Below are 13,205 nucleotides of genomic sequence, written 5' to 3' on the forward strand. Positions count from 1 at the left end.
ATTCCTTTCATTTTCCACTTCTCTTTCAGACTCGACCGTTCAGTTTGATTGGGAGGTAAGTTAGTCTAAACTCCAGTTAAGCAGGAAAGAGAAATTTCTAGTCATTCAGCTTTCCCAGCCATCAAGTATCCTTTGGAGATCGACCCACCTCGACTGACTCCGCGAGAATTTTGCCGAAAGATGTATGGTTTGTCAGGACTGCCAGAGATTGAAATATTGCGAACTGAGATGGAACCTGGCTACCGTAAGCGATGTATCGGACTTTTGAGTAAAACTTTAGGCGTGAAGCGTCAATCTGTTCTTAACTGGGGGGCGGGTTTAGAGTTTCAAAAAATGCCACTCACTTACCAACGATTCTTAGGAATGTGCTGGGAACGTTATGAACTTTTATCGGAAGTTAAGCGGTTACGTCGTTTTACTGCCTAGCGGCTGTTGCTATCAAGATTTACAACAGACTACAGTTTCTAAAAATAGTTTGACAAATCTTGCACTTACAAAAACGCAGGAACTTCCTGAACTTTCTTTTACTACTTTTACTACACACCATTAGCGGTATGCTTTCGTAGATTTCCAAGAAGTTCCTATCGCTACACTAATAATTTATTGTTATTTCCAGACTATCAAAATCCAAGCGGCTTGTACAGACAAGCAAAAAGAGCGAGGATTTAAGTTGTAGTAAAGTATTCTAGATCGTTCAATAAGTTCCTCCAAAAAGCCAATTAATTAGGAGGAACAACGATGGTTCAGAGTAAAGTCGAACCAGAATCATTGCCCCTAGAGGATTTGCTGTATCCTCTTGTCATTCAAATTATCCCGCTCGATGTGCGAATCATGCCAGAGTTGTCTTGTCGGCTCATTCATCAAGAAAGTGGCTTGCAACTGCCTGGACATTTTACTCAAACAGAAGCGTACCTCATTCAAAAGGTAAGCCAGCACTGGGATTGGAGTATTGATAAAAACAACAAACCAGCTTGTGCGGCTCGACTCCTTCGGTATTTGGAGCAACTTTGCGCTCCCTCTTTGAAAAATAAGGAGGAAGCAGTATGAGTTGGAAACGATTTTATCGGGGTGATTGTCCAGTCTGTAACGGAACCCGAAAAGATTGTCGTCAAAATACAGTAACAGGACTGATTCACTGTCGAGATCTTGAAGCTACTCCCGTTGGCTATATTTTCCGAGGCTACGACAGTATTGGGTTTGGAATGTGGGCAGACCAAGCTGAAGTTTCGGCCTGGTCAGAAGAAAAACGGCAAGAATGGCAAGAAATGCGGAGACGAGTCCACAGAGAGCGAGAACAGACTCAACGAAGACTTCTTCTTTGCGATTCAGAGCGAGATACTACGATCCGTAACATTTTAGGTCAACTAAAACTGTCAGAGGAACACCGTTGCCAACTTCAGCAAAGGGGAATGAACGATGAGCAAATCGATTCAAGAATGTACCGCAGTGTTAAGCAATGGCAAAAACTTCAGTTTCGTGTTAGCGATCGCTTGGCAGGTGTTCAACAAGGTGGAAAATCTCTGTATGTTCCTGCATCGGGAGTTCTCTGTCCTATCACTAATCATTTAGGTCAGTTCGTGGCTTGGCAAATTCGCTTTGATAATCCTGGCGAGTTTCCTAAATATCTCTGGGCATCATCAGAAAGTAAACGCAGGTCTAATGGGCCATCGGCTCACTTAAAAAATGGTGAACTTCCTTTGGCTTTCTTTGAACCTTTGACAGGACGACATGAAGTCGTTAGCCAATGGTTTAAAGATACTGATATCATTCCTGTTGCGCTTACTGAAGGAATTGCTTTTAAGCCAGCGATCGCATCTCAGAGGCTCGGAATTTATACGATTGGGGCATCGGGCGGACATTTTGCCTCTAGCCCAAAAACCCTCAAAACAAACTTAGAACAGATTAAAGCCATTTATGAACGTCAAAGCCAAAAAGCGAGTGTCGTTCAACCAATTCTCTTTGCTGATGCTGGCTGCCTTGTCAATCAAAGCATTCTTCACGTTTACAACCATACCATTCGTCAACTTCAAGAATTAGGTTTTGAGCCTTATATTGCTTGGTGGGGTCAAGAGGAAAAAAGCGTTGGCGATATCGACGAAATCAATGAAACGGCTCTTTCTACCATTCGTTTGCTATCTTGCCAAGAATTCTCCTCGTTGGTTAAAAAAACGCAGCGAGATTCCCACGTCAAAGCCTTGCAGCATCAACTGCAAAGTCTTACGCTCAGACCCAATATCTGTTTAAACAGTCGTTATCTACCTGACATAGCCAACCAGATTCCAATGCAAGGAATTATTGCGCTTAAGTCATTTAAAGGCAGTGGTAAAAGCGTACAGATCAAAAAGATCATTGAGTCTGCTAGAAGTCGAGGGATGAAAGTCATTTCTTTGACTCCACGTCGAGCATTGGGTCGTGAACAAAGTCTTAAATGGAATATCGAATGGGGAGGTGATGCAGAAATTTCAGGCATCCATCCCCTAACTTTACTCGAAAACATCGAAACAGTGGGCATTTGTTGGGACAGTCTTTGGAAACTCAAAGAGCGAGACTGGAGCAACACTTTAGTAATTATTGATGAATCTGAACTGGCGTTAATTCATCTGCTTCTAAGTTCAACTTGTAAAGATAAGCGACCGCTAATTTTACAAACCTTAGAGGTTAAACTTCGTGAATGCCTAACTAACGGTGGAATGCTCCTCATTGCCGATGCCGACTTAACTGACCTATCTATAAATTATTTTCAAGCTCTCGTTCCTCAAATTCCCACTTTTATTGTTATTAATGAATACCAGTCAACAGAAACCCAATGGCAAGTCGATTTCTATACGGGAAAAAAAGATACGGCGATCGCTAAATTAATCGCTGACCTTGCTACGCCTATCACCAAACTAGGCAAAATCGAACGTCAGCAGCGTATTGTCATCCCGACTGATTCCCAAGATCTCGCAGAAGCCTTAGAGCGATATATTCGTGAACGTTTTCCTCAATTGCTAATTGTTCGCATCGACAGTACAACGACAGAAACCGATGAAGGACGAGAATTGGTCGAGCGTCCCAACGAAAAGCTTCAAGAAATCCAGCCTGATGTTCTGATTTATACGCCTTCGATGGGAGCAGGAGTATCAATTGACCTCACTTGGTTTGACCAAATGTATGCTTTTTTCTCAGGCGTGATTGAGCCGAGTCAATGCCGCCAAATGCTGGGGCGTGTCAGAGATCCCATACCTCGAACCATCTGGTGTCGGCGAAGTGGAAAAATCGAAGGGAACACTTCTTTTTTACCAACCCAAATCAAGTCTCACTTATTTACCTTTCACCGAGAGACGAATATTCTCATTGATGTTGCTAAGGCAATTGCTGGAGACGATTCTAGCGATGCTCAAATTCGCCAGGCTTATGACTCAATCTGGAATCCTGCCAAGCAAGCCTGGGATAATCCCCACGTCGATCTTTATTGCAACTTGATGGCGCGGAAAAACTATGGACTATATCACTTAGCCACTGAACTACGTCGTCAGTTAAAACAAGAAGGTCATCGGATTATCGAAGGTGAGAGTATCGAGAATACCGAAGATGGCTTAAGAGTTGCTCAGATCAAAAAACAACTTCCTTTTGAAGAAGCTCAAGCAATTGCTACAGCCGAAGACATTCCCCTCGATGTCGCCCTTTTACTGAAACAAAAATCTAGCACCAGCGAACAACAACGCCATCAGATTACCAAAGCCTTGCTCAAAGCCGAACTACCTGGGGTAGAACTAACTACAGAATTTGTTCATAAAGCGATTACTGCCAGCAAACGCAAATGGCTAAATGCTCACAAACTCTTTTGGTACTTGCAAAATCCAGAAAAGGTCAAAACGCTGGATCGACGCGAATGGCTCGATCATCTGTCAAAGTTTACCGAAGGTACCGTCTATCTCCCTGACATTCGTACCTACTCCTTCCAGGTCAAAGTTTTGCGGGATTTAGGCTTATTTGATGTGATTAACCTGAATTGTCCCGAACAAAATTACTGTACTGACGCTCCAGCTATCCGTCAACTGCTTGGTCGAGCGAGGAAACTTTACAAATCGATTAATACTGCTTTTCACCTGAAAGTGACCAAACAGACCAAACCCATTCAGTTTATCAATCATCTGCTAAGTCGCGTGGGTTTGCGCCTCAAATATCACAAACAGCTTAAAAGTGGGCGGAGGCTTTATCGGATCGATTTAGAGTCGCTTAACGATCCAGATCGCCTAGCCGTCTTGGAATCTCTAACTCAAAAATTGTCTCAAACTGTCTCTGAGTCAACAACTGGGGAATCACAACAGACTCCAATCAATATTAATAACACAGGCATCTGTTGTGATTCACCTTTGTTTGAAGAAATTCAAACCGTTATTACGCAACCAAAAATCACTCAGGGCAAGAATGAACATGGGGTTCAAAGATGTTATCTGGAAGATTTTTTCTGATAGCACTAAGCTCGGTTAGGGCTATCGCCCATTGAAAGCAGAGAAAAACTGCCTGTCATCACACAAGCAGTCGATTTCAACAAATTCAATATTTCCTATAACCATTATGAAACAACTTTTCCCGACAGACCTCACCTGTGAGTCCTGTACGTTCTTTAACGACTATGATGACGAACGCGGTCGAGGCTGGTGTCAAGCTTTTGACCGCCCTGCTCGACGATATCATCCTAAAACCTCAAGCTGTGAGCTAGTCACTCAGAATCAAACGGTTATGGTTGAACTTTATACCAAAGCCGTCGAGGATGACGGTGATGGCTATCCTGTCGTTGTAGATTCACGAGTGATTGAACTAACCGTATCTCAAATGACACGAGAAGAAGTAGAAGCCAAACTTCGACCTTTGTTTGACCTATCGGAATGGGTGATCCACCACTTCTGGAAACCTTGCGACGAATTAGAAATTTAAACGAAATATACTCATTTTTTTATCTCATCAGGAGAATTATTGACCATGAGACTGTATTGCAAGAGTTATCAAGAACTATGTCATTTTCGCTCACACTATCAGCAAATTCTCCCCGATGTAGCTCGTCAAGCGAAACCGCTTATCGTTTGGTACATCGACTGCTTAGAAGATGAAATTACACATCGACAGGGGGCTACCGCCCATTGGAGAAAAGCAGTAAGAGTAGCTGCCAATAGCTAAAGCACTGGTGGGGGTCGCGCATCCATCAACACGCGAAATTAATTAAACATTAATCAACGAAAAGGAAAGTAAAGTCATGAGTAATCTCTCACAATTTAAAGTTTTTGGCTCACGTCCTCAGCATTCAATTTTCTTACCCCAAGTTCCCTATAATCTCCGCAACGATTGTAAGGTCGGACGTTGGAAAGTCGGTGAAGAGGAATATTTAGGAAAAGAAATTGAGATATCGATTATTAAAGTTTCTCAATTCTTTGGCACCCTAGGCAAAACCGCCAATAGTTTCTGGCTACAATTATGGTTTGTGCCTGCTCCAAGATGTGCCGACTTACCCAAGAATACAGTCTGCTTAACTTATCTCAAAAAGCGCAGTATCGCTCAATTCTCCCAGAAAGTGACGGAATTGATGGAGTCGGGAGAACCCGCTTTGGGTCTGTTTAAAGGCTCATTTGTTAAACACAGTGGCGATAAAGGCGATTATTATTCGGTGGCGTGGGACTGGCGTGAACGGGAAACCGATGAAGAAATCTCTCAGCTTGAGCAAGTTGCTGATTTTATGGCAGCTACTCCTAAACTGGTCGATTTATCGGTTAATTTAATTCCAATTGATGGATTATCTCCCGATGAGATTGAACTCATTATGTCTTCCGCCAAAGCCCAAGAGTTAGAAAACTCGGCACTAATTTCAGGACGATAATTTAAATTCAGGGGTGGTCGGTCACTCACCTACTACTCCTGAGTTTTTAGAGGAGGGTAAAATGTTTAACTTTAATACCAATCTCGGTTCAATCTGCCAACGCGCCTTGGAAAATCAATTAATTTCTAGAAAGGTAGAAAAAAATTTCAGGGAAATAACCGCCAAACGACGGCACTGTTGTCGTAATTGTGCGTACTTCGATGACAATCCTTACCTACCTTGTGCCATTGAGCCGATTCAAGCAGCTTTGCCTGATGAGGTTAACACTTGTCGTTTTTTTGAACGCTCGTCAATTTAACAAGTGAGTGACAAAACAGCCTGACTCAAAGTAGGACAGCCTTCGCAACATGAAGACGGCTCGTATCGGACGTAGATTTAATAACAAAGCTTTCCTATTTTGAGTCTGGATTTTTCTTTAGGGACAAGTAATTATAATCCAGTGCCAGCTTAGTTCTAGATATGATAATAGTGATAGGCATAATGAAAGAAAGCATCATAGCAGGTATTTAAGGATGACTTCTTTGGATGAACCAACTCGCTCTCAAATAATTGCTCAGGTGTTAGAGGCCAGAGAAAAACGGTCTGAGTTTCTCGCATCTATGAAGCAACGTCAGCAAAAAGGTTGGGAAGTCGCCCGACAATGTACACAAATTCTTAAAGAGCAATTTGACGTGCAGCGCGTCGTCTTATTCGGTTCAATGCTAACTCCAGAGTACATGACTTGGCATTCGGATCTCGATCTCGCCGTTTGGGGATTGCTTGAAAAAGATTATTTTAGAGCCTGGGCGGCTATTGAGAGGGGACATGAGTTTGCTGTCGATCTCGTTGAAGCTCAAAAAGCTAAACCGCATATTCTAAAAGCAATCGAGAAAGGAATAGAACTTTGATTGACCGCCAATTAATAGAGAGAATCGAGCAAGAGTTACAAGAAATTAGAGAAATCATCACTCAAACTGAGCAATTCATTGAACAAGGACAATCAACGGATGCTTCACTCTATCAGGAAGCCTTGAGTAGCGCGATCGCACTCAACCTTCATAGTTTCTATACAGGAGTAGAGAGAATCTTTGAAGCAATTGCTCGAAGAATTGACTATTGGGAACCAGCATCAGAGCAGTGGCATCGTCAATGGCAAGGAACCGATGAGCCTTGACATTCCTCAAGTCCGACCAACCGTCATTTCCGATGCAACTCGGACACGATTAGATGAATTTCGACGCTTTCGCCATGTTGTCCGTAGTATCTACGCTTATCGATTAGAGACAAGTCGTGTACTTGAACTAGCCAATCAGGTTCAAGAATGTCATCAAGAGTTTGAGCTAGAAATCCGACAATTTCTAGAATCTATTCATAAAGAGCCGTTATAAGCCGATAAATCTTTTACTAACTTGAAATTAATGAAAATTATCCAGTTACCTTCAGGGAATAAATTTTACCAAACTCCCTGTGGACTTTTTCCCAGTGTGACGACGATCCTCAAAGCGACGATGCCAGAGGAGCAGAAAAAACGACTCAGAAATTGGCAGGAACGCCAAAGTTCTCAAGCTGGCACACTTCGTACTGAAGCAGCCCAGCGGGGTAAAATCATCCACAAACTGATTGAAACTCGATTTAGAGGAAAAGATTTAGAATGTCCGCCAGATCTTAGTGATTTCTGGGGAGAAGCACAGAAAATCATTAAAGCAATTGGCGAGGTGGCAGCCATTGAAACACCTGTCTATCACCCCATGCTTCAATATGCTGGAACATTGGATTTACTAGCCCAGTGGCAGGATATTCCAACACTCTTTGATTTTAAGACCAGCCACCGAGAAAAAAGCGCGAAATGGCTCACCGATGCCAAACTTCAAATTGCTGCTTACCGAGCGGCTTATGAGTTTTTGTTCGATGTTGAAATTCCTCAAGGATTGATTGTAGTTATTACTCCCAATACGGTACAGCTTTTCACTTTAGAAAAAGTGGAACTGGAGGCGTATTGGCAGGGATGGTTGCTTCGCTTGGAACAATATCGAAGTCTCGACTTTTACGGGCAGTTATTTTCCTAGTTGAAGTAACGAATGCAGATTTGTTCGAGAATCAGTTCAATTAGCTCAACGACTAATATCTGTAAATATTCGGTCAAATCCTAACCATAACCTTATTGAAAATATCTCCTACAATCAGAATTGCCGCTATCTTTTATTGGTCATGCCTTCTTCAGCCCAAGATTCTAGCCAACCCAACCGCTACCAAGTTCCTGAATCTCTCACTGGAGTCGTCGAGCGGATCACCTATCACTCCGAAGAATCGGGTTATACTGTAGCCCGAATTCAATCCCCCAGAGTGCGAGAACTGGTAACAGTGGTGGGAAATTTTGCTAACATTCAAGCGGGACAGACTCTCCAACTCAAAGGCGTTTGGAAGAATCACCCTCAATACGGCTCTCAGTTCGAGGTGCAGCAGTACACTGAAACTAAACCAGCCACCCTAACTGGACTTGAAAAGTATTTGGGGAGTGGCTTAATTAAAGGAGTTGGCCCTGTAACCGCCAAGCGCATCGTTACTCATTTCGGATTAGAAACTCTTGACATCATCGAAAACCAAATTGAACGGTTAATTGAAGTCCCAGGTATTGCTAAAAAGCGGGTGACGCTGATTCACAGAGCTTGGGCCGAACAGAAGGCGATTAAAGAAGTAATGGTTTTCTTACAGGAACACGGCGTTTCTACAATTTATGCGATCAAGATCTTCAAGCAGTATGGTGCAAAGGCGATTGCTACAGTCAAAGACAATCCTTACCAACTGGCAGACGATATCTACGGCATCGGCTTCCTGACGGCAGACAAGATAGCCCGCAACGTCGGCGTTTCCCCCTGGTCGAAATATCGCTACAGGTCAGGACTGCTGCACATCTTAAGCCAAGCCGCCGAAGACGGTCATTGCTTCCTCCCCCAGCCCGAATTGATGAAACTTACGGCAGAACTTCTGAGTGTTGATGGACACGAAGCCGACTTAGAGGCGGTCAGTACGATCATCGATGAGATGGGACAACGGCAGCAATTGGTAGTGGAGGAAGGCGAAGGAGGGATGCCACTCTGCTATAAACCTTCTTTTGCCATCACTGAAAAACATCTGGCTCAACTCCTCCAACAGCTACTGATTCGACCGATTGCTGTCGATTTACTCCGTGTGAGAAATTGGATCGAACGCTTCACCCAAAGTCGGGGAATTGTCCTTTCATCTCAACAACAGCAAGCCGTAGAAATGGCGGCTCGTTCCAGGATAATGGTTCTCACAGGTGGCCCTGGCACGGGGAAGACGTTCTGTACCCGCACGATTGTAGCCTTGTGGAAAGCGATGGGTAAGAAGATCGGTTTGGCTGCACCCACAGGACGGGCGGCACAGAGGATAGCTGAAGTCACGGGACTGGAAGCTAAAACTTTACATCGGATGCTGGAATTCGATCCTGCCACGATGGGATTCAAACGAGATCGAGATAATCCTCTGCCCTACGATGCGATTGTAGTCGACGAAACCTCAATGTTGGACTTATTTCTAGCGCATTCTCTCCTTAAAGCCATTGCACCCGAAGCCCAGTTATTATTAGTTGGAGACGTAGACCAGTTGCCCAGTGTCGGGCCAGGCAAAGTTTTAGCCGATCTCATCAATTCTGAGAAAATTCCCGTCGTGCGTCTGGAACAAGTGTTCCGCCAAGCTGAGTCGAGTGCAATTATTCGTGCGGCACACTCCATCAATCGGGGTGAATATCCCAAACTCGAACCAATGAGCAATAATCCTCAATCCGACTGTCTCCATCACAACGGCGGAACCGAACCCGAACACGGCGTTCAAGTGGTCTGTGAACTGATTTCCGATCTGATCCCCCGCCTCGGTTTCAATCCGGCTACCGATGTGCAGGTACTTTGTCCGATGATTCGAGGGGTCGTAGGAACTCGCAATTTCAATCAAGTCCTACAGCAGTTAATCAACCCACCCAGTCCCGACAAACCAGAAGTTTCCAGAGGTGGAATGATTTTTCGAGTGGGAGATCGGGTGATTCAACTTAAGAATGATTATAACCGAGAGGTATTTAATGGGGATTTAGGTGTGGTAGCCGCCATTGATGCGGTTGAACAGGAATTGACGATCTGCTTTGACGGGCGGGATGTGGTTTATGATTACGCCGATCTCAATGAAATTACCCTAGCCTGGTCGATTTCAATTCATAAAAGCCAAGGGTCTGAGTATCCTGTAGTTCTACTACCAATTTACATGACTCACTATGTAATGCTGTCCCGAAATCTTATTTATACGGGACTGACTCGTGCTAAGAAATTGGCGATAATCATCGGGTCAAATAAGGCAATTAACATGGCGATCAGACAAGTCAATCAGCAGCAGCGTTATACAAGGCTTAAAGAACGCTTAGGGGTCAAAATGATTTTCAATGGCAATTGCTCCAATTGAGTAACTCTCAATGACGGAAACAATTAACCATATGGTCGTCGCTCATTCCCACTGCTAGCATGAAAGCATAGCCAATGGTCGAACCGATCAATTTAAATTTCCGTTTCTTTAAATCTTTACTCATTGCGTCTGACACATAAGTTTTGCGGGGAATCTCAGTTATTTGACGATAGCCACCCGCGCAAAATCTTTGCCACCAAGATTTTTTCGTGCTATCGCCCGTTTTGGGCGATGAGTTAAAAATTATGTGATTTATGTCAGAGCTGATTGTTTTTGGATTTGAGAACCAAGAAGTTCGTTTTGTTGGCACTCCCGACAAACCTGAATGGATTGCTCAAGATGTCGGAATCGCTTTAGAACTCCAAAATGTTCGCCAGCTTTTAACCAAATTTGATGATGACGAAAAGGGTGTATGTACTATATACACCCCTGGCGGTGAACAGGAAATGCTGACGGTGACTGAGCCTGGGCTTTATCGGCTCATTTTTAAATCTCGGAAAGCCGTAGCCAAGCGGTTTCAGAGATGGCTTTTTCATGAAGTGCTGCCGTCTATCCGACGTACGGGAAGCTATAGCATTCATCAAAGCCAACCATCACCAAAAGCTTTAGTTGCAGCGCGAACGATCAAGGAAATCAACGAATTAGTCGTCGATATTTCCCCTCGTTTGGCTCAGTATCTCATCGATCACACCATCTCGGAAGTTCTCGAACAAGCCGTCTTGCCAGGAACGACAGAGACTTTACGAGGGGTCGTGGAAATCGCTCAAGAGATGGGTTTACCTGTCAACGCTCAAAATCGTTCCCAACTCGGTCGCTTCGTTAAGAATTCCCAAGTCGGTCAATTCGCTGTATCTGAAAAACGTTTAGTTAATGGAACCTTGCGGGAAGTACATTGCTATCCCGATAATGAAGCCGTTCGTCAGAGGATTCGCTCCTTCTTTTCTTAATGTTGTCCCTCCTCGTTTCTCGGTTTAACAAAATCGTTTTTTGTCTTCTTGAAACGGGGAGTGGATTTTTTTGATGAACCCTATTTAAAGCGTTAACACGCCTTTGTTTAACACTTACAGAATCGTCAGGATGCAAAAGTGATCTATACAGCATCGTATTTTGAACCCCATCGGCATCACGGTCAACTGCTGTCGATTTCCCGCGCTGTTCCCCAAGGGTTTCGAGTTGATTGTCGTCTGGAATTTTTCGTTCCCAGTGCCGATTTACTGCGCTCTTGGAAGGAAAAACGTATTGGCGAACAAGAATATACCAACCGTTACCGAGAACAAATTAAAGCCAATTTCAAAACAATTAAAACATGGCTGTCCAATTTAGCTCCCAAAGTAGACATGACATTACTTTGTTGGGAACGCAGTGGCATCGACGAAACTATGAAACGGTCGCTGAAAGCGCGCCTTCGGCGAGGGCAGGAAGGAAAGTGGCACGAAGAACACCCATTTTGCCATAGAAATCTTGCTATTAAACTGGTTGAGAAATTCCGACCCGATTGCTATGGCGGTACAGATGTCCTTAATGTAACTTTGCCAGTCTGCCGTGAGTGCCTGAATGAAGTGATTCCCGCTTTAATCACCTACGGCTATGACGATGCCAATTACTGTCCCAAATGCAAGACTTGGACGAAAGAAGTGCTTTATCCCAATCAACCCCAACGTCAAGCCAGAGAAAGGCTAACGCCCCTTCGGTGATGAAGCTTAATTAACTCTTACGGGGGAAGGAGTAATGATCCTTTTCCCTTTCTTAATTTTTACTATCACTTAAGTGAGGAAAAAACAATGTTAGCTGTCTTAGGAGATTATTTAAAGCATCTCAACTGTGAAATTGAATCTTACGAGCAACTCATTGCCCAAAAACGTGAAGAAGCTCAAAAACTGGCTCAACTTCAAGGACAAGTTGTCGAGGCGTTAGGCATCCTCAAAAATGTTGTCGATGAACTTAAAACGGTCGATCCAGAAGCAATTATTACAATTCAAACAGCCGCCTTTGAAATCTTCAAGAATCAAGATCATAATGGAAAATTGTCCACTCTACTACCAGATGTTGCTTCAACCAATACCATTGAATCAACAACAAATGAGGATTCTTCAGTAGATACCAATTCGTCAGAAGCGAGTCTTGCTGAAGTTGAAAATGAAACGAACCATGAGGAATCCCATTGCATTAGACTATCTGAAAATGTGGTTTACGATCCTCAAAAAGCGATTGTCTATGCGGGGATTAACGCCTACAACAGAGCAAAAGCTTGGGGTGATTGGCTTTGCTTTAATCACACAGTAGGGACTCGTTTTGAAATCACAAATCATAGCCGTTTTCAAGGTTACAATTACGATTTGACCATTTTCGGCATGGAAAGCGAAGATATACAGCGATTAGCTGATAGTGACTTGACTAAGCACCCTGATACGGCAGAAAACGCTTCTTGGCAACCTCCAAAACGGCAACCGCAAGTTTTATCACCCAGACCCAGAGTGTGTCAACCTGGTGATTTAGCAGTAGGGGACATTGCTCGAAAAGACGATGGACGGGAGTATCGTGTCGTTAGTGTGAGTGACGATGGTTCAGTCGTCAATGTGCTTAACGAAGACGAAATGGAGATGGCTTTCTCGGTTGGTACTCTTTATCTTGTCAAAAAACATGAGTCCAAAGTTGATGAAGAAGCAGTATCTACTTTAGAGACGACTAAAAACAGTAAAACTGACACGTCTAATTTAGAGATTGGATCACTTGTGATCATTCATAGTTCTCGCTATCAGGGCAAATACGAAGGGAAAGAAGGCTTTATTGCAACAGAGCCAAGTCTCTTTGGTGTCAAAGTCAATCTTGGAATGGGTGAACCGATTTTCTTCCTTAAAGATGAAGTGTTTTTATCCGAGCCAACATCAGTTTAAGGTGAGTT

At 43.6% G+C, this 13,205-nt stretch carries 16 protein-coding genes; 15 read left to right on the forward strand and 1 reads right to left on the reverse strand.

Annotation, left to right across the window (positions count from 1 at the left end):
- The first annotated feature begins 180 nt into the window (after nt 1-180).
- The 12 genes from C7H19_RS14530 (at nt 181) to recD2 (ending at nt 10,303) form a co-directional block, all read left to right on the forward strand.
- Nucleotides 181-426 (forward strand): hypothetical protein, encoded by a 246-nt coding sequence (locus tag C7H19_RS14530; RefSeq protein WP_245927536.1) that lies wholly within the window; start codon nt 181-183, stop codon nt 424-426.
- A 312-nt stretch (nt 427-738) separates the two neighbouring features.
- The gene (locus C7H19_RS14535) at nt 739-1,047 is read left to right on the forward strand and encodes a hypothetical protein (protein ID WP_106457611.1); all 309 of its coding nucleotides are present in this window, start codon (nt 739-741) and stop codon (nt 1,045-1,047) included.
- On the forward strand, nt 1,044-4,457 hold the full coding sequence (locus C7H19_RS14540; protein WP_106457612.1) for a plasmid replication protein, CyRepA1 family: 3,414 nt from the start codon (nt 1,044-1,046) through the stop codon (nt 4,455-4,457). The genes C7H19_RS14535 and C7H19_RS14540 overlap by 4 nt, the downstream gene beginning before the upstream one ends.
- A gap of 106 nt (nt 4,458-4,563) precedes the next feature.
- A complete protein-coding gene (locus C7H19_RS14545) occupies nt 4,564-4,923 on the forward strand; it encodes a hypothetical protein (RefSeq protein WP_106457613.1) in 360 nt (119 codons plus the stop codon).
- A gap of 45 nt (nt 4,924-4,968) precedes the next feature.
- Entirely contained in the window at nt 4,969-5,163 is a 195-nt protein-coding gene (locus tag C7H19_RS14550; RefSeq protein ID WP_106457614.1) for a hypothetical protein, read from the forward strand.
- Nucleotides 5,164-5,239: 76 nt separating this feature from the next.
- A complete protein-coding gene (locus tag C7H19_RS14555) occupies nt 5,240-5,857 on the forward strand; it encodes a hypothetical protein (protein WP_106457615.1) in 618 nt (205 codons plus the stop codon).
- 61 nt (nt 5,858-5,918) lie between these two features.
- Nucleotides 5,919-6,155: a hypothetical protein gene (locus C7H19_RS14560; protein WP_106457616.1), complete on the forward strand. Its 237-nt coding sequence runs from the start codon at nt 5,919-5,921 to the stop codon at nt 6,153-6,155.
- A 214-nt stretch (nt 6,156-6,369) separates the two neighbouring features.
- Nucleotides 6,370-6,744, forward strand: a complete 375-nt coding sequence (locus tag C7H19_RS14565; RefSeq protein ID WP_106457617.1) for a nucleotidyltransferase family protein — start codon at nt 6,370-6,372, stop codon at nt 6,742-6,744.
- A complete protein-coding gene (locus C7H19_RS26795) occupies nt 6,741-7,010 on the forward strand; it encodes a ribonuclease toxin HepT-like protein (RefSeq protein ID WP_245927537.1) in 270 nt (89 codons plus the stop codon). Before C7H19_RS14565 ends, C7H19_RS26795 begins: the two co-directional genes overlap by 4 nt.
- Complete coding sequence (locus tag C7H19_RS26800; protein WP_245927539.1) at nt 7,000-7,224, forward strand: ribonuclease toxin HepT-like protein; 225 nt, start codon at nt 7,000-7,002, stop codon at nt 7,222-7,224. Before C7H19_RS26795 ends, C7H19_RS26800 begins: the two co-directional genes overlap by 11 nt.
- 30 nt (nt 7,225-7,254) lie before the next feature.
- Complete coding sequence (locus C7H19_RS14575) at nt 7,255-7,902, forward strand: hypothetical protein (protein ID WP_106457618.1); 648 nt, start codon at nt 7,255-7,257, stop codon at nt 7,900-7,902.
- Nucleotides 7,903-8,044: 142 nt separating this feature from the next.
- Nucleotides 8,045-10,303 carry an SF1B family DNA helicase RecD2 gene (recD2, locus tag C7H19_RS14580; RefSeq protein WP_106457619.1) on the forward strand — a complete coding sequence of 753 codons (2,259 nt, stop codon included), beginning with the start codon at nt 8,045-8,047 and terminating at the stop codon, nt 10,301-10,303.
- A 7-nt stretch (nt 10,304-10,310) separates the two neighbouring features.
- Here the strand turns inward: recD2 and C7H19_RS27215 are convergent, their stop codons facing one another.
- Nucleotides 10,311-10,613, reverse strand: coding sequence for a DNA-3-methyladenine glycosylase I (locus C7H19_RS27215; protein ID WP_425428911.1), 303 nt, complete (start codon nt 10,611-10,613; stop codon nt 10,311-10,313).
- Between C7H19_RS27215 and C7H19_RS14590 the strand changes: the two genes are divergently transcribed.
- From C7H19_RS14590 to C7H19_RS14600, 3 genes are all read left to right on the forward strand, one after another.
- On the forward strand, nt 10,558-11,250 hold the full coding sequence (locus C7H19_RS14590; protein WP_106457621.1) for a BRO-N domain-containing protein: 693 nt from the start codon (nt 10,558-10,560) through the stop codon (nt 11,248-11,250). The genes C7H19_RS27215 and C7H19_RS14590 overlap by 56 nt on opposite strands.
- Nucleotides 11,251-11,388: 138 nt before the next feature.
- Nucleotides 11,389-11,997, forward strand: coding sequence for a DUF488 family protein, N3 subclade (locus C7H19_RS14595; protein WP_106457622.1), 609 nt, complete (start codon nt 11,389-11,391; stop codon nt 11,995-11,997).
- Nucleotides 11,998-12,084: 87 nt separating this feature from the next.
- On the forward strand, nt 12,085-13,197 hold the full coding sequence (locus C7H19_RS14600) for a hypothetical protein (protein WP_106457623.1): 1,113 nt from the start codon (nt 12,085-12,087) through the stop codon (nt 13,195-13,197).
- Nucleotides 13,198-13,205: the final 8 nt, after the last annotated feature.

This window comes from Aphanothece hegewaldii CCALA 016 (genome assembly GCF_003007785.1).
In the GTDB taxonomy this organism is placed as follows: domain Bacteria; phylum Cyanobacteriota; class Cyanobacteriia; order Cyanobacteriales; family Microcystaceae; genus Chroococcus; species Chroococcus hegewaldii.